This is a genomic window from Mesorhizobium sp. B3-1-6 (genome assembly GCF_006439555.1).
Lineage (GTDB): Bacteria > Pseudomonadota > Alphaproteobacteria > Rhizobiales > Rhizobiaceae > Mesorhizobium.
In genome coordinates this window covers 63,177-90,156 of record NZ_VFTM01000017.1, presented here as the reverse complement: position 1 = coordinate 90,156, position 26,980 = coordinate 63,177, and the positions used below count along the sequence as shown (strand labels likewise).

Genomic DNA, 26,980 nt, shown 5'->3' with positions numbered 1-26,980 from the left:
GCGTCGATGGAGAGGAATTGAGACGCCGGCGATTGGCTGAAGGCCTCGACATTTCGTCGTTCTAGGGTGGAGCAAGGAGCGAAGGCACGCGCGCAGACCCTAGAATGACGACGCCGAGAGGCTACAGCCCATTCTCCACCACCGGCAAATCCCTGGCCGCCTCATCGATCTCCGCCCAGGGATCGCCGGACGTCTCCAGCAGCCCCGGCAGCGAGGCGTAGTTCAGATCCTCCGGCGCGTCGATCGTTTCCAGGTCGGTCCAGCTTACCGGAGTCGAGGCCGGCAGGTTGGTGCGGGCGCGCAGCGAGTAAGGCGCGGCGGAGGTGTGGCCGCGGGCGTTGCGGTGGAAGTCGATGAAGATGCGCTTCTTGCGGTTTTCCTTGCCCATCGTGGTGGTGAAGGTGTCGGGCGCGCTCGCGGCCAGCAAAGTCGAAATGGCGCTGCTCACCTGGTGCAGTTTCTTCCAGTTCTGCTTGCGCGTCACTGGTACGGTGATGTGGATACCCTTGCCGCCGGAGGTTTTCGCGAAAGGCACCAGGCCGAGGCTCTCCAGCCCGCCCTTGATGTGGACCGCCGCCTCCACCACCTCGCGCCAGGAAATCCCCTCGCCCGGGTCGAGGTCGAAGACGATCTGGTCGGGCTTGTCGAGTTTTGACCGGTGCGTGCCCCAGGTGTGGAATTCCACCACGCCGAACTGCGCCAGCGCCAGATAGCCCTTGGCGTCCTCGACCGAGAGATAGGTTTTCGTCTCGCCTTCCGAATTGCTGCTCTCGAACACCGCGACCGAAGGCGGCATGCCGGTGAAGGCGTGGCGCTGAAAGAAGCAGTCCTGCGGCCGCCCTGTCGGGCAGCGCACCAGCGACACCGGACGGCCGATGATGTGCGGCAGCATGAAATCGCCGACCAGCGCGTAATAGACGGCGATGTCGAGCTTGGTCGGCCCGGTCTTGCCGAACAGCCGCCGTTCCGGATTGGTCACCCAGATGGTGGCAAGATCGGACTCGGCGATCAGCCGCTTGCGCTTGACCGGCACCGGCGTGGTGAGCCCGCCGATATCGCGCAGGCCGCGAAAGACGCCGTGGCGCAGCGAATTGTCGGCGGTGCGGTTGGCATAGTGGATGCGGGCCGACAGCAGCGGCTTCACCCAGTGCATCTCGCGCATGATCTCGCGCGGCGCGCCTTCGGGCGGCGTAGCGCCGGCGGTCAGCCGTTCCAGCCGGGCGAGGAGATCCCGTGCCATATCGCTGTCGAAGCCGGTGCCTACCTTGCCGCGATAGTGCAGTTCGCCATTCTCGAATTCGGCCATGCCCAGCGCCGCCAGCCCCTCAGCCCGGTCGGAAACGGTGTAGCCGGCGATGACGAAGTCGCCTTTCTCTTGCGCCTTCACCTTGGTCCAGCTCTTGGTGCGGCCGCTTTGGTAGATGGCGTCGGCGCGTTTGGAAACGACGCCTTCCAGCCCGAGTTCCGTTGCTTGCTGGTAGAGCCCGCGCCCGTCGCCCTCGACATGATCGCTATACTGGATGGCGGCGTTGGCGGCCTGGCCGGCGAGGAGTTCGGCAAGCAGGGCCTTGCGCTTTTGCAGCGGCGCCTTGCGCAGGTCCCAGCCATCGAGATGGAGCAGGTCGAAGGCGTAGAAGTGGAGTTTCGAGCCGGCGCCCTCGGCCAGCGCGTCCTGCAGCAGCGCGAAGCGCGAGATGCCCTTGTCGTCGAGCACCATGATCTCGCCGTCGATGATCGCCCGGCTGACCGGCAGCCGCGAAAAGGCCTGCGGGAGATCGCCATAGCGTTTCGTCCAGTCGATGCCCGCGCGGGTCATCAATCTCACCGTTCCATCCACCACATGCGCCATGGTGCGGTAGCCGTCGAATTTTATCTCGTGCAGCCAGAGCTCGCCGGTGCGCCCGGCGGGATCATCGCCGCCCGGCGGTTTCGGCACCTGCGTGGCGAGCTGCGGCTCGACGCGGCTTGGCGGATCGCCTCTCACAGCGCCGGGCAGCGCGCCGGGCTTCAGCGAACCGGCTTTCGGCGGCAAGCGCGGCGGTTTCTTCACGGCGACCAGTTCCTCGATGCGCCGTCCCGATTTCACGCTTTCCGGCCGCGCTTCGAGGATGTCGAGCTTGGGATCGGCAGCGAGATCGCGCTCCTTGAAGAGCAGCCAGTTCTTCTTGTTCTCATCCTCGCCGGGCTTGGGCTTCAGCCGCGTCAGCATCCAGCCGCCATTGAGCTTCTCGCCGGCAAGGCGGAACTTGAAGGCACCGGTCTTGAGGCCCTTCTCGACATCGTCCATCGGCGCCCAGGTGCCGGTGTCCCAGACGATCATCGGCCCGCCGCCATATTCGCCCTCGGGGATGACGCCCTCGAAGTCGATATATTCGATCGGATGGTCCTCGGTCTCGACGGCGAGACGCTTGTCGGCCGGGTTGAGCGAAGGACCGCGCGGGACGGCCCAGCTTTTGAGCACGCCGCCGACTTCCAGGCGCAGGTCATAGTGGTCAGCTGTGGCGTGGTGCTTGTGGACGACGAAGCGGTTGCCCTCTCCGCCCGCAAGGCTGCCCGCCGGCTCGGGCGTGCGGGAGAATTCGCGCTTGGCGCGGTAGGGTTTGAGGTTGGCGGCCATGGGTCAGGCGGGAGGGATGGCAAGCTCGCCTTGCCGACGCCGCGTTCCGTCACACCCCCCTCTGTCCTGCCGGACATCTCCCCCGCAAGGGGGGAGATTGGCAGCTTGGCTGTCGGCCCCTCTTCTGCAGCGTTGGCGATTGGCGGAAGCGGTGATGACATCTGATCTCCCCCCTTGCGGGGGAGATGTCCGGCAGAACAGAGGGGGGTGCTGTCCCGCCAGCATTTCAGATTTTCCTACAGCGCGGCGGAGCAAGGGAACTGGATCAATCGTCAATCGCCGGCGTCAATTCCAGCTCGGCGGGGGAAAGTCCCTGCCTCAACTGCGAGAGCCGGAACTCGTCGACCCAATAGGCCTCGCCATCGACCAGCACGCGGGCGCTGTAGGAGCCGCCGGAAAAGCGCTGCGCGGTGACATAGACCCTGTGGCGGTCGAGCGCGGTCTTCACCGCGGCGCGGCGGGACTTTTCTCTGGCGACAGGACTGACCATGGCCTCACTCGAACACGCTGCCGCTCGGATAGCGGCCGCCCATAAACATGGCGGAGAGCTCAATATGAGTCAATTTGCCGGACGCAGGCGGCCGTTCACCGCGGCGCCCGCAGTCGCCGCCAGCGCTGCATGAACTCCTGGGCGACCTTGAACAGGCGCGGGTTGTCACGCACGAAAGCCACGCCCCGGCCGCGGTATTTGATGGCCTCGCTCGCCGCCACGCCCTTCAGTGTGATGCCGTAGCAAAGTTCGGACAGAACCGACTTCACCGCGCCCATATGTTCCTTGTAGCTCTGGTTGCCGACCGACAGGTCGAAATAGTCGAAGCCGGCGCCGCGCCCCCATCGGATCAGCTCGCCCATGATGCAGAGCCCCGGCGAAACATTGGGCACCGCGCCCTGGTCGATCGCGATCAGAAGCGCATGCAAGGTGCCCAGATGGGCCGCCAGGTACTGGACCGCGACCATGACCTCGCCGGCGCGCAGGCCGAAGATCCGCACCGAACCGTCCGTCAGGCCGCGATGCGCGGCTTCGCGGTAGAAATCGACCACCGGCGGCTGCGCGAGCAGATCGAAGCGGCCGAGCTCGCGAAAACGGCTGAGCCGCATCTCGACCAGCTTGCCGAAGATGGAGTCCACCAGGGCCGGCGTGTCGGCCTCGACCAGGGCCAGGCCGCCATTGCGATCGAGCCGGCGCAAGTCCTTGTTGAGCGCCTTGACGAAGGACGGTCGGCAGATGCGCTTGACGACGGTTTCGGCGTCGCCGTCCATGGCGATGCCGTAGTGCGAGTGGATGGAGTCGCGCGCCGGCGCAAGCAGCGCCAGGGGATTGGCGACGCCGCCGACCTCCTTCGGGATACCGACGATGTGGATGCGGTCGGCCGGCGGCAGCACGGAAAGCACTGCCGTCCAGGCAGCCTCGGCGGATTGCCTGGTCCACGGCGTCGCGTCGGCGAGCAAAGGCGCGGAATAGTCGCACACGCCGCAGCTCAGCCACTCGATCACCCAATGGTGGAATGCGCGGCGGCGCATCAGCGGCACAAGCATCCTCGGCTCGCCCGTGGCGGCGTCCCTCACCTCGACGATGGCGAGGTCGGCCTTTTGCGGCACGAGCCCTTCGACGATCCCTTCGGCCCAGGCGAAATGCTGGTGGCCGGTGCACACGCCCTCTGTCTCGAGACGCAGCCAGAGCGGTTTGACCGCTTCGAGACTGGTGTGCAGTTGCGCCACGTAAGCGCCGCTGGCGGCGCCGGCGGCGTGCGGTGCGGCCTCATCGTCGGCCAAGCCGGTCGTCATTGCGGCCATCGGCATTGCCTGGCTTACCACATCATTCTCCTATCGTCTCTGCACTGCCAGCGTGGCCGCGCGGCGCCAGGCGCCGAACACGCTGGGGCGCTGCTCGTTCGGGTGCTTGGAGTTCCACATACGGTGGGCAGCGAAATACCATGAGGCCACGAGCACGAAGGTCTCGGAGACCGCGGCGCCCGCCAGCGACCATGTCGACGGCGCGATGGCCAGCAGAATCCCGATCGTCGCCAGCCCGACGATCGCGCCGGCCATGGTGATGAAGGCGACGATGCGGAAATCGCCGAGGATCTCGAGGACTACGCGCGGCATGACATAGGCCATAATCGGTACATAGTTGGCGATGGCGAAAAGCCCGATCAGCCCGACCGAGGCATGCTGCAGGGCCTGGGATTTGATCATCGGCAAGATGAACAGGATGCCGCAACCATAGGCCAGGCTGCCAAGCCCCATGACGAGCGCCCAGATCTTGGCCTGCGTCCACACGCGGTCGAACTCCTTGTTGCGCACCAGCTTTGCGAGTTCCGGCTGCGTCATGTTCGAGAAGGCAAGGCTGGAGATGCGCAGCGGCGCAAACAGCACCAGCACCGCCGCCAGCGGCGCGTAAGCCGCGGGTCCGGCGATGCCGGCGACCAGCAGGGCCAGGCATTGCCCCTGAATGTTGGTGGTGGTGGCGCTGAACCCCGACCAGCAAAGCTGCGGCCAGAGCTTTGCATAGCGCCGCAAGGTCGGGGCGCGGAAGGAGATACGCAGCCTGCGGCGCGCCAGCCTCACCAGCACGGCGATGCCGACCATATTGGCCGCGGCAAGCGCGTAGAAGGTGGCCTGAAGCGCGTCCGCGAAGAACCAGATCGCCGCTCCTGCGAGCACTATGCCCGCGATCGTGAACACGGCGTCGCTGATGGAGACGACGAGCTGCATTCGGCGCGCGAAGAAGGCGGTGCGCATATGGCTGCGCAGCGACCAGGCCCCGACGAAGCAGGCGGCGCCGATGCCACTCGGGTCGCCCAGGAGGCGCATCAGCAGCCCGGTGCCCAATCCCATCAGCAGCGCCACCACCAGCGCCGCCGATCCGAAGGTCACGTCGTAGGCGTCGACGCCGGCGCTGTTGGCGCTTCTGCTCATCCATATTGTGGCGGGAACGGCGGTGAGCGAGCGGATATAGGACAAGCCGACGCCGCCCATCACCATGGCCAGCGCGAAGAGCCCGTAACCTTCGGCCGACAGAAGATGCAGCAGCGCGATGTTGAGGGCGAAATGGAAGCCGCTCTGCATCGCCTCGCCGCCGATCATCAGCATGAGGCGCCGCACCAGATGGGCCGGGAAGGTGAACTTCACGGGCTCGTCTCCGCCTCGCGGGCGACACGCGCCCGCCCCTGCCGCGGCGGCGTCGCCTTAAGCTTATCGGCCACGATCGCCACGATCGCGGCGGCAGCGATCGGCTCGCTGAAGACCGCCTCGTAGCGCGCGCGACCGGCGGCGGCGAAGTCGCGCCACAGATCCGGCCGCAGGATGATCTCCGTGAGCTTGCCGGCAAGGGCCGCGGCGTTGCCCGGCGGCACATGCCAGCCGGTCTCGCCATCGGCCACCACTTCCACCAGCCCGCCGATCGCCGACACCAGTGGCGGCCGTCCCCAGCCCATCGCCTCGATGGCGACGCGGCCGAGCGATTCCGGGCGGCGCGATGGCACCGCGACGATGTCGGCCCAGCGATAATGGTCGGCGGGGTCGGAGACGAAAGGCAGCACCTCGACATGCCCGGTCAGCCCCATGCGCCCGACCAGTTCAGCCAACGCCTGCTCGCGTTCGACGCTTTCGAAGGCGCCGCCCACCAGGCGGACCTCGACGCGGTCGCGCAATTCGGCTTGGAGCGAGGCGACGGCATCAAGCAGCACCTCCTGCCCCTTGATACGGTTGACGCGGCCAAGCAGCAGGACCTTGAGCGGGCGGCTGCCATCATAGGTCATCGGCAGGGCCGCGGCGGGACCGGCAACGCCGTTATAGACGACATGCGTGCGCCGCCCCTTGGCATCGAGGGCCGGCGGATCGCCGAAGGTGGCGCGCGTTGCGCGCGAGTTGAAGATCAGATCCGCCTTGCTCCAGCGCATCAGCGCGACAAGCACCTTGCGCAGGACGCCTTCCGGGATCTCGTGGATATGCAGCAGCGCCTTGCGCGGCAGGAGCCGCGCGGCCAGCGCATAGTCGGCGATGATCGAGGTGTTGATATAGGTCAGGTCGTTGTCGCGCATGCGCCGCCAGGCGCGCCAGAGCGCCGCCGGCAGCCGCGCCATCTCGATGGTGGCGAGCTTGAGCATCGCCTGGCGCCGGAGCACCCAGAGCGGTTCGAACACGATGCGGCTGGCATGCGGCTTGAGGATATCGACGATCGGCCCCTCGCGCGGCAGCACGACCTCGATCTCGGCGGCCGGAAACGCGGCGCGCAGCGCAGCCACGCTCTCCGCGAAGCTGCGGTCCGAACCATAGAGCTCGTAGCCCTGATGAACGCAGGCGATGCGCATCGCTATCTTTTCCACCTTGCACCCCGGGTCCGCTCAGCACCGGACCCTTCAAGCGCGGAAGGAACTTCATGCCAAATCCGCACGCCGCCTTACCCAGCGGTGGCCACTGCAGGCCCGGGAGCAAGGATCATGCCGGGTCTTGAACGCCCTGCTGCGACCCGGGAACCCGGCCGTGCCCCGTATCGATACAGATACGTCGCGAAAGTTGACCGATAATGAAGCAAGCCCTCCGTTCTGAAGAGAAATTTTACACCTTCATGTGAATATTCGCCCTGGGGGGTACCCTGGCACGGAAGTTGCTGGGCGTGTCATTGATTTAACAACAACCATGACCGGACCCCGGGGAATCCTTTATTTTGAAACCGGAACGACCTTCCACCCTGATCGAAAAGCCTTCGATCCTGATCCTGGGGACGCGCGGCATTCCGGCTTCTCACGGCGGCTTCGAAACCTTCGCCGAGCGGCTGGCGCTTTTCCTGGCCGGACGCGGCTGGAAGGTCGGCGTCTACTGCCAGAAGGAGGTCGAGCGCGTCGGTCAAAGGGTGACGAGCGAGACCTGGCGCGGCATCGAGCTCATCACCATCGAGGTTGCCTCCAAGGGTCCGCGCGCGACGCTGGAATTCGACTGGCAGTGCGTGCTCGACGCGGCCAGGCGGCCGGGTGTCTGCCTGGTGCTGGGCTATAACGGCGCGGTGTTCCTGACCTGGTTGAGGCTCCGAGGGCGCAAGATCCTCACCAATATGGACGGCATCGAGTGGCGGCGGCCGAAATGGGGATCGGCGGCGCGCAGCTGGTTCTGGCTCAACGAATGGATCGGCGCCTGGCTCTCGCACCGGCTCGTCGCCGACCACCCGGCGATCGCCGACCATCTGGCGACACGGCGGCCGCGCAGCGCCATCGCCACGATCGCCTATGGCGCGGACCCGGTGACCTCGGCGCCGGAGGAACCCATTCGCGCGCTCGGGCTCGAGCCCGGCAAATATCTGGTCTCGATCGCGCGGATCGAGCCCGACAACAACATCTTGCCGATCATCGAAGCCTTCCGCCGCCGCGATCGCGGCGACATGAAGCTGGTGGTGCTCGGCACGCTCAATGACAACATTCCTTACCACCGCGCCGTGCGCGCCGCGGCGGGCAACGCGGTGATCATGCCGGGCGCGATCTACGACCAGGCGGTGGTGAAGGCGCTGCGCTATCATGCGCGCGCCTATATGCACGGCCATACTGTGGGCGGCACCAACCCCTCGCTGGTCGAGGCGCTGGCCGCCGGCAACATGGTGATCGCGCATGACAACCGCTACAACCGCTGGGTCGCCGGCGATGCGGCGATCTATTTCAGCGACACCGAGACCCTGAGCCAACGTATCGACGAGGCGCTGGCCGACGACGCGTTGGCGGCACACTGCGGCAAGGCGGCGCGGGCTCGCGCCCGCGAGGCATTCCGCTGGGAAGACGTGCTTAGCGCTTATGAGAAGGAAGCGCTGCGGCAGCTCGGCGTTGCCACCGCCGCGCCGGCGAAAGCCGACCGCGCCAAGCACGCATGACTGGCCCACACACGGCCGGCTGGTCGCGCCGCCGTATCCTCGGCGCAGCACTGGCCGCGGCAACGGCGCCACTGGCGACAGTGGTCTCGCCACTCTCATATTCGGCGCAGGCCGCAACCGGCGCATGGCCTTTCAGGCGCGGCGTCAACACCTGGCCGTGGTTTGCGCTGACGCGCGAATTTCCCGCGCCCCGCACCGACTATGACTGGCCGCCCTTCCAATCGCAGCGGCCGGTGCCGACACTGGCCGACCTTGTCCGGCTGCGCGCCAGCGGCCTCGATTTCATCCGCCTGCCCGTCGATCCGGGCCCGTTCCTTGCAGCCGATGCGGGCCAGCGCGCCGACCTCATGGCAATGCTGAGCGCGGCGGTCGAGGCGGCCGTCGCCGCCGATCTCGGCGTCATCGTCAACGTTCAAGCCAATGGCGCTACGCATTACTGGAATCCCGACCGCATGTATTCCAGCACCAGCGCGCCTGAGTTTGCGCGCTACCAGGTCTTCGTCGGCGAGGTGGCCGGCATGCTCGAAGGCATGGCGCCCGGCAGGGTCGCGCTGGAGCCGGTCAACGAACCGCCGCAGGACTGTTCTTCCGATGTCTGGCCCAAGGTTCAGGCCGCGCTGCTGACCGCCGCGCGGGGCCCGGCGCGAAAGCTGCCGCTGCTCGCCACCAGCGGCTGCGGCTCGATGGTGCGCGGGCTGACCGCGCTCGATCCGGCGCCGCTGGCGGAATTCGAGCCGATCCTGTTCACCTTCCACTTCTACGAACCCTATCTGTTCAGCCATCAGGGCGCGCTGTGGATGCGCGAGCCGGTGTACCGCGCGCTGAACAACGTGCCGTGGCCGGCTTCGGCGGGCTCGCTCGACAAGACGCTGGCCTCGGTCAGGGCAAGGATGGCTGCGGACACGGAAAGGTCCGACGAGGCCAAGAGGGCCGCCTACGAAGAGACCGAAAAGGTGCTGAAAGTCTATTTCGACGCCCAGCCCGACCGCCGCTTCATCGACGGCTACCTGAAGCAGGTGAGCGACTGGGCGGACAGAAACGGCATCACGCCTGAGCGCATCATCATGGGTGAATTCGGCGCGCTGCGCACCGATGCCCGATACACCGCAGCGCCCAATCCCGACCGCGCCCGCTACATCGCCGATGTCCGGCAAAGCGCCGAAGCCGCCGGCTTCCCCTGGGCATTCTGGGACCTGTTCGACGGCATGGGCATGATGGATGACACCACGCGCGCGCTCGACCCGGCGATGGTCGAAGCGCTCGGGCTGACGATGCCGCGCGCTTGACTTGTTGAATCATCAAATCGCGCTAAAGGTCTGGTTTCATGCAAGAGCTGGCCGACAGCCCGCGCTTCGTTCGGGACGTCGAGCCTGCATTGCTCACAGATAAGGCGTGCCGGTCATCGCGGCTTTCAGGCCTGCAGCCCCCTTGTCGACGAGCGCCAGGAAAACATCGTTCGCTTTCTCCCGGCTGCGGGTCTGCCGGAAGGTTCGATGCGCCTCGAGGAAGGCGACAGTCCACGTTGCCAGCAGCAGGCTGGCCGCGAGCTGCGCGTCGGGATCGGCGGGATCGCGCCCGACCGCTTCGGCCAGCGCCGTAGCCACCAGGTCGGCCAGTTCGTCGCGGATCGCCCGCGCCCGCGCCTTCAGCGTTTCGCTGCCGGCGACCGTCGGCACCAGGCGCTCGCTTCTGGCAGAGAATTCGACCACCGGGCTGCGTTCGGCGACCAGCCTGCGAGCGAGCAGGTGCAACGCCTCCAGTGGCGCGACACCGGCCTCACGCCGGCGCACGGCCTCGCGCAGCATCTCGCGCCCCTCCTCGTCGCGGTCGAAGAACATGTCCTCCTTGCGCGGGAAGTGGTTGAAGACCGTCATGCGCCCGACGTCGGCGGCTTCGGCGATCTCGTCCACCGTCACATGATCGAAGCCGCGCTCCATGAACAGGCGCGTGGCGGAATCGGAGATGGCCTTGCTGGTGGCGAGGCGTTTTCTGGAGCGGCGGTCGGACGGTTCTGGCATGGCTTCCGGTAGCATGATTTTTGTACTCAGTACATATTTCCATTGACTCCGCGCCATCGATCGCCGATATATGTACTCAGTATAAATTTAAACTCAGTATACCGACGTTTGACGCCCGGGCGGGGCGAGGTTCGACCCCTTTGCCGCCATGGGCGAGACGGCCTTCACTCCCGGAGATCAATCCCTTATGAACAAACCCGTCATCGTCATCTTTGCCGCCATTTGCCTCGACGCCGTCGGCATCGGGCTCGTCTTTCCCATCCTGCCGCGCCTCCTCGAGGAGGTGACGCACAGCCCCGATATCGTCGCGTATATCGGCATCATGACCGCGCTCTACGCGGCGATGCAGTTCCTCTTCGCGCCGGTCCTCGGCGCCTTGAGCGACAATCTGGGCCGCCGTCCGGTCCTGCTGATTTCGCTGGCGGGCGCCGCGATCAACTACCTTATCATGGCCTTCGCGCCGCAGCTCTGGATGCTGTTCATCGGTCGCGCCATCGCCGGCTTGACCAGCGCCAACATCTCCGTGGCAACGGCCTACATCACCGACATTACGCCGCATGATAAGCGCGCCGGCCGCTTCGGCCTGTTCAGCGCCATGTTCGGCATCGGCTTCATCATCGGGCCGGTTCTGGGCGGCGTGCTCGGCGACCACTGGATCCGGCTGCCCTTCATTGCCGCCGCGCTGCTCAACGCCGCGAACCTGCTCCTGGCCGTCTTCGTCCTGCCGGAGCCGCGTATGCCGGCCCGGCAGAGGATCGATCTTGCTGCGCTCAACCCGCTGAAGCCCTTGCGCTGGGTGTTTTCGATGAAAGGGTTGCTTCCCATCGTTCTGGTCCATTTCATCCTCTCCGGCGCCGGCGAGGCCTACGGCACTTGCTGGGCGCTCTGGGGCTTCGACACGTTCGGCTGGAACGGCCTCTGGATCGGACTTTCGCTGGGCGCATTCGGCCTTTGCCAGACGCTGGCGCAGGCCTTCCTGCCCGGTCCGGCCGCGCGGCTGCTCGGCGAACGCAAGGCCTTCGTCGCCGGCATCGGCTTTGCCTGCATCGCGCTCGCCACAATGGCCTTCGCCGACCAAGGCTGGATGGTGTTCGCCATCATGCCGGTCTTCGCACTCTCCGGCATCGGCACGCCGGCCTTCCAGGCGCTGGCGACAAGGCAGGCCGATGCGGAACGCCAGGGGCAGTTGCAGGGCGTGCTGGCTTCGGCCGTCAGCCTCGCCTCCATAGTCGCCCCGCTCGCCTTTTCGACTTTCTACTTCGCCACGCGAAGAGAATGGCCGGGCGCCATCTGGCTTTCGGTGATCGCGATCAATCTGGTCGCGGTGCCGCTGGTGTTGCTTGGGACACGGAAGAGTGAGGCTGGTCAGCCTGTGAACGCATAATGCGAGTTGCGGAGTTCCGTCGCGCCCCCCTCTGTCCGGCAGGACAGGGGGCGCCGTAGAGCGCTATGCCTGCATCCGTTGACGCACAACCCTCGCCGGCCGATAAAGCGCCAGCGCCATCACCACGAATTTGGTCATCAGCGTCGTCTTGGAGGCGATGCTTTCGGAGGTGTTGAGCAGGATGAGCCAGCCCAGCATCGGCAGCCAGATACCCGGATGACAGCGGCGCGCGACCTCGTGCATGAACAGCGCGAAGCCGAAGAAGATGAGAAGCGTGAAGAACGCCCCCTGGTAAAGCGTCAGGCGCAGGATCGGGTTCTCGATGCCCTGCTCCAGGCCGCTGATGCGGCGCATGCTGTCGAGCAGGTCGACATCGGGTCCGACGATCAGGTCGCGCAGTTCCAGATGCCTGAAGAGATCGAACATCTCGACGCGGGCATTGGCGCTGCCGCTGTCGGAGACGAAACGTTCGAGCAGCGCGTCGAAGAAGCCGTAATAGCCGGCGAGCGCGAGCGCCAGCGGCAGCAGCGCGGCGAGCATGATCACCAGCGCAGCGCCCAGAAGGTTGACGCGTCCGGTCGTGAGCTGCGCCACGCCGCGGATGAGCAAATAGACGCCGCCGAGCAGGATCGTCAGCACCATTCCCGAGCGACCGCCGAAGACGACCAGCGCGCAAAACTGCAGGCCGACGAGCGCCAGCCTGAGCGGCGTCGACAGGGAACGCGAGCCGGACAGCAGCGACAGCACATAGATGGAGGTGACCGTGGCATTGGAGAGCGGGTGCCCCTGCAAAGCCGTCGAGCGCAGATCGTTGACGAACACCGCGCCGTCGAACCGATACGGGAATACGAGATGCTTGGTGCCGAACTCGAACAGCGCCAGCAGCGCGTTCACAGTCATGACGACATGGATGACGGTCTGCAGCTGGGCAAAGGTCTTCTCGTCATCCTCGCTGAGCAGCAGCACCAGCAGCGCCGGCGCGACGAACGTGTCGATCATGCCGGCCATGCCGGGTCGCTGCCTGAGGATGACGACGAAGAGAAGCACCGTCGAGATCACCGCCATCAGCGTCGTGGCCGGCCGCTTGTTGGCGACGTAGACGGCATAGCCGACCGGATTGCCGAAGGTGCAGGAGCGCCAGACGAAGACGAGCACGAAGAGATAGGTGGACGGGTGGATCTTGCTCAGCGGACTGCCCTGCAGGCCGTCGTAATTGTAACCGGCGAGCCACAGCATGCCGCCGGAGACGGAAAACAGAAGCAGCACCCCGACGGTGATGCCGAGACGGGTCAGCGTGTCGACAGGGACAGTGCGCGGGCCGGCCATGCCGTAGCCCGAAGCAGGAACAGGCCGGGCGGAACCAGCCAGGGTCGAGGCCATGTCAGGCCGCCTCGTCAACCAGCATGGCACCGGTCGGCAGCCGCCCCATGACCGAGACCGCTTCGGAGGTCGAGGCGACGTCGCGCATCGGCGTCGCGTTCAGCCTGGCGACGAGCAGGATCTCGTCGGCCATGGCGACCAGCGGCAGGACGTTGAGGTCGTCCGCCAGCGCGCCGCCGTCGACGACGACGAGCTCGAAGCTGTGATTGGCCTCGGCCAGCATGCGATGGGCGAAATAGAGCGCCTGCGCTTCCTGGAACACCGCGGTCGGCCGGCCTCTGCCGATAAGCGCCACGGAACTGCCGGGCGCATAGCGGCTGACCGCGTCGAGCGGATATTCGCCGCGCAGCACGTCGAGCACGCCGGGCTGCGGATCCTTCTGGCCCTTGCCGGCATTGATGTCGATGAACAGCACGCGGCGCCCCCTGGCCGCCGCCGCGTTGGCGAGTTGCCATGCAACCCTCGACCGCTGGGCCTTGTCCTCGGGCGGCGACGCCACCAGGATCGACGGGACCAGCGGCCAGTCCGGCGGACGCCTGGTGGCGGCGGCGATGCGCTGCAGCGCGAGCCCCGCCACGGCGTCGGTCTTTTGCGCCGCGCCGCCGGAGCGGCGCCGCGCCTTGCCCGGCAACACGCCCAGCACCGGCGCCTCGATGGCCGACTGCATCTGGTTGGCGGACAGCACGGTCGGCGACAGATATTCGGCGATCAGCGCCATGCCGACGCCCAGCGCCAGCCCGCCGAAGATCGCGCCGAACACAAGCAGCCCCTTCGGCGGCCAGCTCTTCTTCAGCGCCGGCATGGCCTGCGAGATGATGCGGGCGTTGGTGCTGTTGACGTTGGTCTGCTCGCGCGTTTCCTGGGCGCGCTGCAGGTAATTGGCATAAACGGTGCGCACGGCGTCGAGATCGCGCTGCAGCTCGCGCAGCCTGACCGACGCCTGGTCGGTGTCGAGTGACTTGCCCTTCAGCGACGCCACCTTGGCCTCCAGCGCCTTCTGATTGGCCAAGGCGCGCTCGTAATCGGTCTCGGCGGCGGTGACGAGGCGGCCGAGCTCGCGCGAAATCAGCTTGCGCAGGTCGCTCAGCTGCTGCTGCGCAGAGATCATCGAGGGATGGCGCGGCCCGAGCTCGGTGCCGAAGTGCGCGATCTGATCGACCAGCGTCGCCTCCTGCGCCCTGAGGCTGGCGATCACCGGCGAGCGCATCGCCTCCGACGTCGCGTCCGGCGCGCCGCCCTGCCGGCGCAGCTGGTCGACCTGCGCCTTGAGCTGCGCGGTGCGGGTCTGCGCGGCGGTCAGCTGCGTGTTTAGGTCGGTCAGTTCCTGGTCGCTGACCAGATTGCCGGCCGCCATCACCATGTTGTGCTCAGCCTTGTAGGTCTCGACGGCGTTGGCCGCCTGCTCGACGCGCTTGCGCTGGTCATCAAGCCGGGCGCTGATCGCGTCGGAAGCGTCGGCGGCGGCCTTCGAGCGCGCTTCCGCCTGGTCGTCGAGATAGGCCTGCGCGATGGCGTTGGCGAGTTCCGCCGCCAGGTCGGCGCTCTTGGCGGTGATGATGATGTTGAGGACCAGCACCTTGTCGTCGCGCTTCACCGCCAGGCGGCGGCGCAGCGCATCAAGCGTCTCAGCCGTCCTGTCACCGTCGCCGGAGCCGAAGAACATGCCCAGCCAGCGGCCAAGTCCGCCCTGCCCGTTGAAGTCCGGGTTCTCGGTCAGGTTGGTCGCCTTGATGGCGCGCAGCAGGACGCCGTTCGACTGGGCCACGCTCACCTGGCTTTCGACCTGGGTGATGCCGCCATCGGGCGAAATGCGGCTCGGATTGACATCGTTGGTGACGACCTGGAGGTCTTGCGGATCGATGATGATCTGCGCGGTCGAGGAATAGAGCGCCGGCGTCAGAAAGGTGTAGATCAGCGTTGCGATGGTGAGCAGCGCGACGGTTGCGAAGATCAGCGTGCGCCGGCGCAGCAGGATGCGGCCGAGATCGCCAAGCTCGACCGTGGCGGGCGCGGGCGCGTAATAGGCCGGCGCCGACGCGATCGCCTCCGGAGCGTTCGGCTGAGGCACCATGAGCAGGGGTGATTGCAAAGGTCGCTCCGACAACGCTCCATCGGCCGGCAAGACGAGAAATGCGGCGTTGGCCTAGCTATTCCCGGCAACGATTAAAACACTGTTAATTATGTTCATAAATTGATGCGGTACTGGCACGAAGTTTGCACCAACGCAGTAGAAATTTAAGTGCAGCGTAAAAATTGGAGACATCGTGCGCATGCGGCGGGAGCTTGACTTGGCCGGCCGGTCCGCCGGCACCGGATATGAGTCGCCCGGGGATTGGCGATGCGCCTGACCCTGCGCCTCGACGGCGATTGCGTGCGCGCTTTCCATGTGGCGCTGGCTGAGCGGCTGTCGCTGCTGCCCGGCGTCGAGCTTGCCGTCGACGCCCGGCCGGCGGCGGGCGGCGTGCCGCGCGCCGCCGAGGCGCTGTTCCAACTTGAGACGCTGATCCATCGGCTGCCCGCCAATGGCACGGCAAGGCGTGTGCCACTTTCGACACTGGCCGGCCATGCGAGAGCGTCCGCGCCGGCCGATATCACCGTCGATCTCATCGGCGATGTCGAGCCGCAGGGCCGACGGGTCTGGCGCCTGACCTATGACGGCGCCTGCGGCGAAGAGGCCCTGCTGGCGCTGATCCTTGCCGGCCGCACCCCGCTCGCCCGTCTGGAACAGAACGGTGCGACCGTCGCCGAAGGGCGGCTCGGCACCGAATATCACGGGATCGCGCTGGCTTCCTTCCAGGACAGGCTGGCGCGTAGCGCCAGCCTGATCGTCGCGGCGGTCAGCGGTGCCGCGCGCTCGCCGCTTCCGGTGCTGCCCGAACCGTCATCCGAGGCGCCGGCTCCGGCCATGCCGTCGGCCACGAAGCTCGGCGTGCATGCGGCGAAGGCGACGGCGCGCCGCATCGTGCAGCAGATATACCATCTCTGCTACAACGCCCCGCATTGGCGGGTCGGCTGGCGCGAGACCGGAGGCAAGGACCTCTACGAGCTGCGCGCCCATCCGCAATCGGGCTGGCGCGATCTGCCGGACGACGGCAGCCGCTTTTACGCGGACCCTTTCCCGGTGCTCTATCGCGGCCAGGTGACGCTGTTCGTCGAGGATTACATCCACCGCACCGGCAAGGCGATCCTTTCGGCCGTGGCTTTCGGTCCGAACGGACCGGCCGGCACCCCGAAACCAGTTCTGGAACTGCCCTACCACCTCTCCTACCCCTTCGTCTTCGAGCGCGACGGCCAGATGTGGATGGTGCCGGAAAGTGGCGCCAACCGCAGCGTCGATCTCTACCGCGCCACCGCCTTCCCGGGCGGCTGGGTGAAGGAAGCGACGCTTCTGTCGGACATCGTCGCCAGCGACGCCACGCTCACCGAGCATGGCGGACGCTGGTGGATGTTCGCCACCGTGCGCGACGGCGGCGGCTCCTTCTCGGACCAGCTGCATCTGTGGTCGGCGCCGGATTTCCGTGGACCGTGGACGGCGCATCCGAAGAACCCGTTGCTGATCGACATCGCCTCGGCACGGCCGGCGGGCCGCATGGTCAGCCGCGGCGGCCAGCTCCTGCGCCCGGTGCAGGATTGCCGCAGGAGCTATGGCGCCGGGCTCGGCATAGCGCGGGTCACCCGACTCGACGATAGCGGCATGGAACAGACCGTCGAAACGATCCTCAACCCAGGCGCCGGCTGGGCCGGCCGCAAGCTGCATACACTCAACGAAGCGGGCGGACTGGAATTCATAGATGGTTCGGCAATGGCGCCGCGTTGGAGGACGCGGCGGCATGATGTCATCCCGGCGGCCCCTGGAGACGGAAAATGAGCATCGCAGAGCACCGCGAGACAGCTGGCGCGCCGCCTGGGCGGTCCGAGGTCGAAGTGGCGATCGTCGGCGCCGGGCTCGCCGGCACCGTTCTGGCGATGACGCTCGCCAAGGCGGGCCGCAAGGTCGCGCTGGTCGATCCGCATCGCATCCACCATGAAGAGTTCCGGGCCGAGAAAACCCGGGCGGAGCAGATGGGGCTTTTCGAGAAGCTCGGCCTCGGCCCGGTCTTCAGGTCTCTCGTCACGCCGATGACCGACGTCCATGTCTTCCGCTTCGGCCAGCTGTTCGAGCGCAAGCAAGGCTGGGAGTACGCCTTTTCCTACACGCCGCTGGTCAACGGCCTGCGCGCCGCTCTGCCTCCGCAAGTGCCGCTGACGATTGGCAAGGTCGCGGAGGTCTCGACGGGACCGGACCGCCAGCGCCTGGTGCTCACCGACGGCTCCGTCATCGAAGCCCGGCTCTTGGTGGTGGCCACCGGCTACAGCGAGGCGGTGCGGCGCGCCATCGGCGTCGAGCGCGTCGAGGAATCGAAGGCGCATTCGCTGACGATGGGATTCGATCTCGCGATCACGCCACAGGAATTCGGCCTCCAGTCCCTCACCTTCTACGGAAGGCGGGTCGCCGACCGCATTGCCTTTCTTACCATCTTCCGGATCGGCGAGCGGCTGCGGGCGAACATGTTCATCTACCGGACCGTCGCCGATCCGTGGGTGCGGACGTTCCGCGAAGACCCGCAAAAGATGCTCATGGAGCTGATGCCGGAGATCGCCGAGCGGTGCGGCAACTTCGCCGTCGCCAGCGAGGTCGAAGTGAGGCAGGTCAGCCTGACGACGACGCAGGGCCATCGCCGCGACGGCGTCGTCTTCATCGGCGATGCGTTCGCCACGACCTGCCCGGCGCAAGGCGACGGCATCCACCGGGTGCTTACCGATGTCGATTGCCTCGGCTCGACGCATATCCCCGCCTGGCTCGAAACGCCCGGCATGGCGGCCGACAAGATCTGCGCCTTCTACGACGATCCGATCAAGATCGCCGCCGACGAAAGAGCCATGCGCGCCAGCATCTATGCCAGGCGCATCACGACCGAGACCGGGCTTGAATGGCGCCTGCGCCGCCTGCGCAACAATACCGCGCGGCACCTGATGATCTTCGGCCGACGGTTCCGCGAGGCGGGAAAACCGAGTGGCGCCGGGCTTGACCCAGGGGGAACTGCGTTCGACCAAACCGGCAAGACGCCGGCCCGGCCTGGGAACATGATCGTGAGCGATCTTACCAATCCGTAAGTCGCGATCCTTGGCGAAGCTGGCTTAGATCGTGGCGAGCAGTGTCTCCTGCTCGGCGGGACAGCACTCCCGTCGCACCAATGGCCCGCTGCCGTCTCTATCGGCTCGGCGGCGGGCTATCGAGCGGCGGCACGTGCCGGGCAGTGCCGCGGATTAACCTAATTTTCCATTGCTACCCTGCTCGCGCCTGGGTTGCTTGAGATTGTTTCAGCTACTCTAGATATTTCGCCGTGGCTGTGGAGGGCAGAACAATGAGCACCGCACAGGGCCGCGAAACGCCCGCCGTCCAGGCTGGCGCGGCCGAAGTCGAAGTGGCGATCGTTGGCGCCGGGCTGGCGGGCACGAGCCTGGCCGCGGTGCTGGGCAAAGCCGGCCGCAAGGTGGCGCTGGTCGATCCGCATCTGGTGCATCACGACGAGTTCCGGGCCGAGAAGATCGGCATGAAGCAGATGCAGGTGTTCGAGAAGCTCGGCCTTGGCCCTGCCATCAGGCCCCTGGTCACGCCGATGACCGACATCCACGTCTTCCGCCTCGGCCAGTTCTTCCGGCGCGAACGGAAATGGGAATTTGCCTTCTCCTACGGCGCGCTGGTCAACGGCATGCGGCAGGCCCTGCCTCGGCAGGTGCCGCTGACGGTGGGCAAGGTCGCCGAGGTTTCGACCGGGCCGGACCGGCAGCGCCTGGTGCTGACCGACGGTTCCGTCATCAATGCCCGACTGCTCGTGGTGGCCACTGGCTACGGCGAGGCGGTGCGGCGCGCCATCGGCATCGAACGCGTCGAGGAATCGAAGGCGCATTCGCTATCGATCGGATTCGACCTCGCGATCACGCCGCAACAATGCGCCTACCCGGCCCTTGCCTGCTACGCCAGGAACCCGGCGGATCGTGTCGCCTATCTCAGCGTCTTCCCGATCGGCGACCGCATGCGGGGCAACATGTTCGCCTATCGCACCGTGGCCGAGGAATGGACGCGGGCGTTCCGCGAAAATCCGCAGAAAATGCTTTGCGAGCTGATGCCGGAGATCGCCAGGCAATGCGGCAACTTCGCCGTCGCCGGGCCCGTCGAAGTGAGGCAGGTCAGCCTGACGACGACCAGGCAGCATCGTCGCGCCGGCGTCGTCACCATCGGCGACGCGTTCTGGACGACGTGCCCGACGCCCGGCATCGGCATCAACCGGGTGGTGACCGACGTCGACCGGCTTGCTTCGACCTATATCCCGCAATGGCTCTCGACGCCCGGCATGGACGCCGAAAAGATTTGCGCCTTCTACGACGATCCGGTGAAGGTCGCCACCGACAAAGCCGGCATGCGCTCCAGCATCTACGCCAAGCGGATCACCATCGAGACGGGGCTCGAATGGCGGCTGCGCCGCCTGCGCAACAACACGGCGCGCCAGCTGGTGATCCTCGGGCGCAAGATGCGCGATCGCGAAGAATTGCCGGCGCCCAGCGCTGCCTGAGCCGAAAGGCATCGCTCTTGCGTCTGCTGCATCCGGAGCCGCTCGCGCGGGGTGGTCGCGCCCCGCGCTTCGCCCTATCTTCAGGTTGTAACAAGGACCACGAAGATGACCCGCATCCGGGCGATGACGAGGAACGACTTGGCCGATGTATCGCGGCTGCTCGGCCAATCCTGGCGGCGGACCTATGCGCCGATCATGGGCGACGAAACCGTGGCACGGCTTTCCGACGAAAGGCATGCGCCGGACCAGCTCGCGGCCGAGCTCGACGACGAGGACAAGATGTCCTTCGTCGCCGAAGGCGCCGACGGCTCGATCGCCGGCTACGCCATGGCGGCGATGGACGCAAAGAGCGACGTCATGCTGGAGCGGCTCCATATCGAGCCGCAGGCGTTCGGCAGCGGTCTCGCGGTCGACCTTTTGCACGCGGTGCTTGCCGCGCATGCCGGCATCCCCAGCATCGCGCTGGAAGTGATCGAAGGCAACGACCGCGCGATCGCCTTCTACCGCAAGCATGGCTTCGAAGTGGTCGAACGCCGGGACGCGGCACACGGCGTCGGCGGGCATGCATCGCTGATCATGCGCCGCATGCTGCCGAGGGCTTAGGTCGACATCAGGCAGCGGCCCGCATGCGCAACGCCTGCATGACGCTTTCCTCAAACGCCCCAGGCGCCCTGCCCGCTTCGGCCAGCTGAGCCGCATCCCAGCTTCGGCTCAGGCTGCCGTCGGCCATCAGCACCGCGCGATTGCAGAGCGCCGGCACGGCCTCCACCACATGGGTCGAGACGATGGCGGCACGCCGCCCGCTCGCGCAGAGCGCGGTGATCACGCGTTTCACCTCCCAGGCAGCGACCGGGTCGAGGCCGTTCAGCGTCTCGTCGAAGATCAGAAGCGGCGGCCGGCCGAGAAGCGCCGCGACGATGGCGATCTTGGCTCGCGTGCCGAGCGAATATTCGGCGATCGGGCGGTCGATCCAGCGTCCAAGGTCTAGTCGCTCCAGGAGGTCGCCGCCCGGCAGGTCGCCGTTTGGCAGGTCGTTTGGCGCGCAGCCACGGATCGAGGCGACGAGCTCGATATACTGGCGTCCCGAAAGCGCCGGCAGCTCGTGGGGCTCGATGGCAAGGCCGAAGCCGGCTTTGGCGCGTTCCGGCGCGGCGGCGAGGTCGATGCCGTCGATCGCCACGCTGCCGCCGATCAACGGGATCTGGCCGGTGATCGCCCTGATGAGCGTCGACTTGCCCGAGCCATTGGCACCGAGCAGGCCGACTATATCGCCCCGACGGAGCGAAAGATCGATGCCGCGAACGACAATGCGCCCGCGATAGCCAGCGCTGAGCTCTTTAATGGTGAGGACTTCAGCCATTGCGATATCTCTGTCGGGTTCGGTGCCACAAGAAAAACACCAGCGCCGCCAAGCCGATCAGCACGGTACGGCCATATTCGAGCGTCTCGTAGCCGGCATAGGCGAGCGCGCCGGCGAAACTCAGCATTGCGACGAAGGGCGCATTGAGGAAATAGGCGCCGAACACCGCATAGGCGCCGTTCAGCACCAGCAGCCAAAGGCCGCTCGCGACCGGCACCGACCAGGCCGACGGTTCGGCCGCGAGCGCCGCGCCGGCCGGCAGCAGAAAGAAGGCGAGCGACAATTGCAGCGGCAGTCGTACCAGCCGCAGCCATACGCGGGTAAAACCGATGGGCGCCGTGCGCAGCACCGGCGAGCCGAGCGGCTGGCAGCGCAGGCTGAGCATGAAAACAAAAATGCCGCCCGCAAGGCCTGCGACAGCCGCCGGCCCAGCCGTTCGGCCGGCCAGGCTGGCCCATACGCCAAGGATGGCCGCAAGCCCGAGCAGCAGGCTGGCGGTCGCCAGCTTCCAAGACGGCCGTATATTGCCGGCCGGCAGTTTCCAGGCCCAGCTGGAAAGCCAGCTTGGACGCGCCTGGTCGAGGCGGCGCAGCCAGGGCCTTCCGACCGGCGCCGCCTCGCTCGCCGCATCGACGACAAGGCGCGGCCGCCGCCGCAGGCGCCAAAAGGCTGCCATGCCGAAGCTCAAGGCAAACAGGATGGCCGCGCCCAAGCCCCAGGCCGGCGCCAACGGCTTTCCGATGACAGCGCAGGCGAAGCCGACCGCCGTGGCGATCATCAGCGTGAGTGGAAGGCCGAGCGCGAAGGCTCCTACCGCCGCCATGCGACAGCGCTCCGCCGAAGCGAGCGGCAGCGCCTTGAGAAAGGGGGCAAAGGCGCGAGAAAGGCAAAGGCGCGACATTGCATTGCCCGCCAGGCATCCCAGCGCGGCGAAAGCGACTGGCAGTCCAAGCATCCACAAAAGCTGGTCGTGCCGCAGCTTCGGACCCGCGGCATGCAGGGCGACGACGATATCCGCAACCGCATAGGCCAGAAGTCCACCGCCGCCGAGCGCAATCCAGGCGAGATCGCGGCGCCGCGTTGCGCGCAGGCCGGCGACCAGCTCGCGCCAGAGCAATATCAGGACAAGTCTGTCGTGCCGCATTGGACGGTCATCGCAGTGGAGTCATCGCCGGGCAAGGATGGCGACGATTGCGCCGTCAATAGGGCCAGCGCTGGACGCATTCACGCCCGGCCCTATAATTTAGCAGGATCGAAAATTCGGCGGAGCAAGACGCATGAGCCTCGGCAAACACAAACTCGGCAGCCAGGGGCTCGAAGTCTCGGCCATCGGCCTCGGCTGCATGGGCATGAGCCAGGCCTATGGGCCGGCCGACGAGGCGGAGTCGATCGCGACACTGCACCGGGCGATCGAGCTCGGCTGCACCTTTCTCGACACCGCCGAGGTCTATGGGCCGTTCGTCAACGAGGAACTGCTTGGACGCGCGCTGAAAGGCCGGCGCGACCAGGTGACGATCGCGACGAAGTTCGGCTTCCGCATCGCCGACGGCAAGCAGTCCGGCACCGACAGCCGGCCCGAGCATATACGCGAGGTTGTCGACGCTTCACTCAAACGGCTCGCCACCGACCGCATCGACCTGCTTTACCAGCACCGCGTCGACCCGTCGGTGCCGATGGAAGACGTCGCCGGCGTGGTCGGCGAATTGGTGGCCGAGGGCAAGGTGCGCTTCTTCGGCCTGTCGGAAGCGGGCATCGCCAACATCCGCCGCGCGCATGCCGTGCATCCTGTCTCGGCGCTGCAGAGCGAGTATTCGCTGTGGGAGCGCAACCTCGAGCCGGAGATCATCCCGGCGCTGAAGGAGCTGGGCATCGGCCTGGTGCCGTTCGCGCCGCTCGGCCGCGGCTTCCTCGCCGGCGACGTCAGGCGCGCGGAAGACTATTCCGAAGGCGATTTCCGCCGCGGCGACCCGCGCTACCAGGGCGAGAATTTCGACGCCAATGTCGCCGCGGCCGCCACGGTGCGCGACATCGCCGGCGCCAAGGGGGTGAAGCCCGGCCAGATCGCAATCGCCTGGCTGCTCGCCAAAGGTCCCGATTTCGGCATCGACATCGTGCCGATCCCCGGCACCAAGCGCCGGACCTATCTGGAAGAGAATGTCGCGGCGGCCGACATCGCGCTCGACGCCACCGAGATGCTCGGGCTCGACATGGCGCTGACGCCCGACAAGGTGTCAGGGCCGCGCTACAACGAGCGGACGATGTCTCTTGTGGACCGGTAGGCGTTATCCCAGCGGCTAAAGCGTGTCGCGCTGAAGCGGATTCAGGCGACGCGCTTTAAAGCCTTTGTTTTCATGCATGTCGTTATCGCAAAACCGCTGCACACTTTTGCGCGACATGCATTAGTTCTTCTTGCAGTCCGACATCGCCTCCATCGCCTTCCTCGCCTCACCCTCGCTGGCGTATTTCTTCTTGCCGAGGTCGATGACAAGCGTTCCGTCGGGCTTCTTCGGCACGATCTCGCACTGCTTCGAGACCGCGTCTCGGGCCACCCAGTATTGCTCGGCCGCCTTGGCGGGCAGGCTAATCATGCCAGTGGCGAGGATTGCGACGGCGATGGTGCGAACCATTGCGGATCTCCATGGCTGGGACGCGAAGCAGGCGGTGCCGATGAGGCGACGCCCGACACGCTGCCTTTGGAGAACGCCCTGTCCCGCCGCTGTGTTCCGGTGGCTCAGGCGTGCGAATGCGGATCGATGCTGTAGGGATGCACCGGATAGTCCGGGCCGATCGCCTCGCTGACGCGCCCCATCCAGGCACCGACCGCCGGATAATCGGCAATCTCAAAACCGCAATCTTCTGCGCGGTGGGCGTAGGCGTAGACAGCAATGTCGGCAATGGTGAGCGCGTCGCCGACCAGGAAAGGTGTGTCGACCAAGCTGCGCTCCAGCGCGCCAAGTGCCCGCGCGCCCGCTTCGCGCTTGCCGGCAACTAGCGCCTGGTTGCGCTCCAGGCGGCCGGTCAGCGTCCAGAAACGCAGCGAGCCGATGACCGGCTCGACATAATACTGCTCGAAGAACAGCCACTGCATCACCTTGGCGCGGGCAAGCCGGTCTATCGGAAGATAGGACGTGCCTTCCGCAACGAGGACGAGGATCGCGTTGGACTCGGCGATCGCCTGGCCATTCTCCACGGCGAGCACCGGAACGGCGCCCGCCGGATTGAGCTTCAGGAAGGCCTCCGTGTGGCTCTCGCCCTCGAAGATCGAGACGATACGGGTTTCGTAGGCGATACCGAGCAAGCCGAGCAGGACGCGAACCTTCCAGGCATTTTGCGAGGGGAGATAGTCGTAGAGCGTGAGCATTGAGCGATCCTCGGTGTGATGGGATTGCTTCGCATGGAGGGCGATGTGAGAGCCACCCGATTCAGGCGCCTCATCTCAACCTCGAGCAGGCAGACCAGCAGCTTCGACGCTTCGCCCTCACCGCCCTGCGATATCCTTCGCCACCGCCTTCGCCTCGATGCCGATCTCGCGCAGCAGGCCGGTGACCGGGTTGTAGAAACCGACGAGATAGACGCCGAGCTCCGTCGCGCGAGCATTCACGCCGCTCTTGTCCGGCCTGAGCTCCGCCGGGAGGAAGCCGTCATAGGCCGGGCGGTAGCCCGTGGCGAAAATCGCCGCGTCGAATTTCTTCTCAACGCGATCGGCGAACTTCACGCCGTCCGCGGTGAAGCTTGCGATATCCGGCGCGATGCCGATCCGGCCGGCCTTGATCGCCGCCACCGTGCCGACATCGATCACCGGAATGCGGCCGGCTTCGATCCCTTCCAGGATGCCCTGTTTCGGCCGTACGATGCCGTACCTCTCCAGCTTGCCCAGCGCCAGATCGAGGATTTTCGGAAACATCCAGTCGTTCAGCGCCTGCGGCATCGGCCGGCTGGCGATGCCCACCATCTGGATCGGCACGCCGAACAGCTGGCGCGGCACGATGTGGACGCCCTTGCGCACCGAGATGGTGGGCCTGGCGCCGCTTTCGGCGAGATCGAGCGCGATTTCCGCGCCCGTATTGCCCATGCCGACGACCAGCACGTCCTTGCCGACATAAGGCGCGGCCTCGGCATAGGCGGCGCTGTGCAGCACCTTGCCCTTGAAGGCCTCGATGCCGGGGAAGCGTGGCGTGATGGGCTCGGCATTGTTCCCGGTGGCCACCACCACTTTATGAGCATCGAACAGCCCGGCATCGGTCTGGACCAGCAGGCGCTCGCCTTCGCGGTGGACCGATTTGACGGTGACGCCGAAGCGCGGCTTCAGCCCGAAACGCCCGGCATAGGCGTCGAGATAATCGACCACTTTTTCGCGCGGCACGTAGCGCGGATGGCTCTTCGGGAACGGCACGAAGGGCAGCGAGGAGAAGGATTTCACCGTGTGCAGATGCAGCCGCCGGTAATGCCGCCGCCAGGCCGGTGCAACCTCACTGGCCTTTTCCAGAATGACGAAATCCTGCCCCGCCTGTTTGAGGCAGGCCGCGACGGCGAGCCCGGCAGGGCCGGCGCCGACGATGACGACATTGGTGTCCAAGAACCTCTCCTCCCGCCCAGGCGACGCAGGCTATGACGAGAGGTGCAGAGGGACAAGTAGGTGAGAATACCTAGAGGGGCGGCACGCCGCCTATCTCCCCTCGAGGGTACGCAAGTGGGGGAGATAAAGCGTCGCTGCCCTACTCTATCGCGCCCGGCGTCTCGGGCTCGTCCTCGGGAGGGTCGAGGATTTCGATCAGTTTCGCCACGCGCACGCCGGGCATGGCGTGGCCCTCGTTGACCAGCGCCTCGTCGGCGCCGATCCAGGCGAAGGCCTCGCGCAGTTCCTCGAGGCTGGCGCCGGTCAGCGCGATGTCGGCGATGACGGCCTCGTCGACCGGTCCAAGCACGGAGATGATATCGTTGCGGGTCATCTTGTCCTCCCCCATGGGTCGGGATGATTGCCCAAGGAAACGAGCGACGGGCGAAGCGGGTTCCAAAAATCCGCGGGCCGGCTTCTTCAGAACGAGGCGCGATGCTATGGCTCGCCCATGAAGCCCGCCCTCCTCCTCGCCGCCCTGCTTTCGCCCACGCCGGCGCTCGCCGACTGGAAACCCATCGAGAAAATCGAGACCTATGCCGTCTCAGGCCAGAGCGCCGAACAGCTTTATCTCTCGATCGGGGAGAAAGGGCCGGTGATCGGCAAAGATTCGGCCGGCAACGCCCGGCGCGTGATCGCGCATACTTTCTTCAAGCTGACATGGCAGCGCGACTACCAGCCGCAAGGCGGCGCCTGCGTGCTGAAGACGGCGCGGCCGAAGCTGATCATCACCTACACGCTGCCCAAGCCGGCGGGAAAGCTTGGTTCAGCCTTGCAAACGCGCTGGGACACCTTCGCCGCCGGGCTGATCGCGCATGAGAAGGTGCACGGCGCCGGCATCGTCGACATGGTGGACAAGATCGTCGCCTTCAGCACTGGCCTTACCGCCCAGAACGATCCCGGCTGCAAGAAGGTCAGGGCGGAACTGACGGCCTATCTCGACCAGCTCTCCAAGGCGCAGCGCCAGGACAGCCGCGACTTCGACAAGGTCGAGTTCGGGCAGGACGGCAACATGCTGAAGCTGATCGCGGCGTTTCTGTTTGGAGGCTGAGAGCAAACCTTGTCCAGCCGCTATTCGAGCATTCACTTGCCGGCAATCCGGCACCGTCCGGCCTGGCTTCGCTTCAAAGCCGGC

23 protein-coding genes are annotated in these 26,980 nt (G+C 66.3%); 9 read left to right on the top strand and 14 right to left on the bottom strand.

Translation table 11 applies throughout. The features are described from left to right. Positions 1-121: 121 nt before the first annotated feature. From ligD to FJ414_RS16755, 5 genes are all read right to left on the bottom strand, one after another. Positions 122-2,617: a DNA ligase D gene (gene ligD / locus FJ414_RS16775; RefSeq protein ID WP_140645476.1), complete on the bottom strand. Its 2,496-nt coding sequence runs from the start codon at positions 2,615-2,617 to the stop codon at positions 122-124. A gap of 265 nt (positions 2,618-2,882) precedes the next feature. Next, positions 2,883-3,107, bottom strand: a complete 225-nt coding sequence (locus FJ414_RS16770; protein WP_140645475.1) for a hypothetical protein — start codon at positions 3,105-3,107, stop codon at positions 2,883-2,885. Between the two features lie 95 nt (positions 3,108-3,202). Beyond that, positions 3,203-4,411 (bottom strand): GNAT family N-acetyltransferase, encoded by a 1,209-nt coding sequence (locus FJ414_RS16765; protein ID WP_226891878.1) that lies wholly within the window; start codon positions 4,409-4,411, stop codon positions 3,203-3,205. Between the two features lie 30 nt (positions 4,412-4,441). After that, positions 4,442-5,749, bottom strand: coding sequence for a hypothetical protein (locus tag FJ414_RS16760; protein ID WP_140645473.1), 1,308 nt, complete (start codon positions 5,747-5,749; stop codon positions 4,442-4,444). Then, positions 5,746-6,945, bottom strand: coding sequence for a glycosyltransferase family 4 protein (locus tag FJ414_RS16755; protein ID WP_246672419.1), 1,200 nt, complete (start codon positions 6,943-6,945; stop codon positions 5,746-5,748). Before FJ414_RS16755 ends, FJ414_RS16760 begins: the two co-directional genes overlap by 4 nt. 341 nt (positions 6,946-7,286) lie before the next feature. Between FJ414_RS16755 and FJ414_RS16750 the strand changes: the two genes are divergently transcribed. Then, entirely contained in the window at positions 7,287-8,474 is a 1,188-nt protein-coding gene (locus FJ414_RS16750) for a DUF1972 domain-containing protein (RefSeq protein ID WP_246672418.1), read from the top strand. Further along, positions 8,471-9,760, top strand: a complete 1,290-nt coding sequence (locus FJ414_RS16745) for a cellulase family glycosylhydrolase (protein WP_140645471.1) — start codon at positions 8,471-8,473, stop codon at positions 9,758-9,760. The genes FJ414_RS16750 and FJ414_RS16745 overlap by 4 nt, the downstream gene beginning before the upstream one ends. A gap of 93 nt (positions 9,761-9,853) precedes the next feature. Here the strand turns inward: FJ414_RS16745 and FJ414_RS16740 are convergent, their stop codons facing one another. Then, positions 9,854-10,492: a TetR/AcrR family transcriptional regulator gene (locus FJ414_RS16740; protein ID WP_140645470.1), complete on the bottom strand. Its 639-nt coding sequence runs from the start codon at positions 10,490-10,492 to the stop codon at positions 9,854-9,856. A gap of 187 nt (positions 10,493-10,679) precedes the next feature. Between FJ414_RS16740 and FJ414_RS16735 the strand changes: the two genes are divergently transcribed. Then, positions 10,680-11,876, top strand: coding sequence for a TCR/Tet family MFS transporter (locus tag FJ414_RS16735; protein ID WP_140645469.1), 1,197 nt, complete (start codon positions 10,680-10,682; stop codon positions 11,874-11,876). A 63-nt stretch (positions 11,877-11,939) separates the two neighbouring features. Here the strand turns inward: FJ414_RS16735 and FJ414_RS16730 are convergent, their stop codons facing one another. Further along, positions 11,940-13,202 (bottom strand): VpsF family polysaccharide biosynthesis protein, encoded by a 1,263-nt coding sequence (locus FJ414_RS16730; RefSeq protein ID WP_246672423.1) that lies wholly within the window; start codon positions 13,200-13,202, stop codon positions 11,940-11,942. Positions 13,203-13,257: 55 nt separating this feature from the next. Beyond that, positions 13,258-15,345 (bottom strand): Wzz/FepE/Etk N-terminal domain-containing protein, encoded by a 2,088-nt coding sequence (locus FJ414_RS16725; RefSeq protein ID WP_140645468.1) that lies wholly within the window; start codon positions 15,343-15,345, stop codon positions 13,258-13,260. Positions 15,346-15,594: 249 nt separating this feature from the next. Between FJ414_RS16725 and FJ414_RS16720 the strand changes: the two genes are divergently transcribed. The 4 genes from FJ414_RS16720 to FJ414_RS16705 all read left to right on the top strand — a co-directional run bounded on the left by FJ414_RS16720 (position 15,595) and on the right by FJ414_RS16705 (position 20,473). After that, positions 15,595-17,124 carry a formyl transferase gene (locus FJ414_RS16720; protein ID WP_140645467.1) on the top strand — a complete coding sequence of 510 codons (1,530 nt, stop codon included), beginning with the start codon at positions 15,595-15,597 and terminating at the stop codon, positions 17,122-17,124. Next, complete coding sequence (locus FJ414_RS16715; RefSeq protein WP_140645466.1) at positions 17,121-18,410, top strand: NAD(P)/FAD-dependent oxidoreductase; 1,290 nt, start codon at positions 17,121-17,123, stop codon at positions 18,408-18,410. Before FJ414_RS16720 ends, FJ414_RS16715 begins: the two co-directional genes overlap by 4 nt. 251 nt (positions 18,411-18,661) lie before the next feature. Beyond that, the gene (locus FJ414_RS16710) at positions 18,662-19,870 is read left to right on the top strand and encodes an NAD(P)/FAD-dependent oxidoreductase (RefSeq protein WP_140645465.1); all 1,209 of its coding nucleotides are present in this window, start codon (positions 18,662-18,664) and stop codon (positions 19,868-19,870) included. A gap of 105 nt (positions 19,871-19,975) precedes the next feature. Then, on the top strand, positions 19,976-20,473 hold the full coding sequence (locus FJ414_RS16705; protein ID WP_140645464.1) for an N-acetyltransferase: 498 nt from the start codon (positions 19,976-19,978) through the stop codon (positions 20,471-20,473). Between the two features lie 7 nt (positions 20,474-20,480). Here FJ414_RS16705 and FJ414_RS16700 read toward each other — a convergent pair whose 3' ends face one another. Then, entirely contained in the window at positions 20,481-21,230 is a 750-nt protein-coding gene (locus FJ414_RS16700; protein WP_140645463.1) for an ABC transporter ATP-binding protein, read from the bottom strand. Continuing rightward, positions 21,223-22,374 (bottom strand): hypothetical protein, encoded by a 1,152-nt coding sequence (locus FJ414_RS16695; protein WP_140645462.1) that lies wholly within the window; start codon positions 22,372-22,374, stop codon positions 21,223-21,225. Before FJ414_RS16695 ends, FJ414_RS16700 begins: the two co-directional genes overlap by 8 nt. Positions 22,375-22,507: 133 nt before the next feature. Here FJ414_RS16695 and FJ414_RS16690 point away from each other — a divergent pair, with 133 nt between their 5' ends. After that, positions 22,508-23,509 (top strand): aldo/keto reductase, encoded by a 1,002-nt coding sequence (locus FJ414_RS16690; RefSeq protein ID WP_140645461.1) that lies wholly within the window; start codon positions 22,508-22,510, stop codon positions 23,507-23,509. Positions 23,510-23,629: 120 nt separating this feature from the next. Here FJ414_RS16690 and FJ414_RS16685 read toward each other — a convergent pair whose 3' ends face one another. The 4 genes from FJ414_RS16685 to FJ414_RS16670 form a co-directional block, all read right to left on the bottom strand. Beyond that, positions 23,630-23,857, bottom strand: coding sequence for a hypothetical protein (locus tag FJ414_RS16685; protein ID WP_226891882.1), 228 nt, complete (start codon positions 23,855-23,857; stop codon positions 23,630-23,632). 104 nt (positions 23,858-23,961) lie between these two features. Then, complete coding sequence (locus FJ414_RS16680; protein WP_140645460.1) at positions 23,962-24,591, bottom strand: glutathione S-transferase family protein; 630 nt, start codon at positions 24,589-24,591, stop codon at positions 23,962-23,964. A 117-nt stretch (positions 24,592-24,708) separates the two neighbouring features. Continuing rightward, a complete protein-coding gene (locus FJ414_RS16675; RefSeq protein ID WP_140645459.1) occupies positions 24,709-25,806 on the bottom strand; it encodes an NAD(P)/FAD-dependent oxidoreductase in 1,098 nt (365 codons plus the stop codon). A 139-nt stretch (positions 25,807-25,945) separates the two neighbouring features. Then, entirely contained in the window at positions 25,946-26,179 is a 234-nt protein-coding gene (locus tag FJ414_RS16670) for a hypothetical protein (RefSeq protein WP_140645458.1), read from the bottom strand. 117 nt (positions 26,180-26,296) lie between these two features. Between FJ414_RS16670 and FJ414_RS16665 the strand changes: the two genes are divergently transcribed. After that, positions 26,297-26,896 carry a DUF922 domain-containing protein gene (locus tag FJ414_RS16665; protein WP_140645457.1) on the top strand — a complete coding sequence of 200 codons (600 nt, stop codon included), beginning with the start codon at positions 26,297-26,299 and terminating at the stop codon, positions 26,894-26,896. The last annotated feature ends 84 nt before the right edge of the window (positions 26,897-26,980 follow it).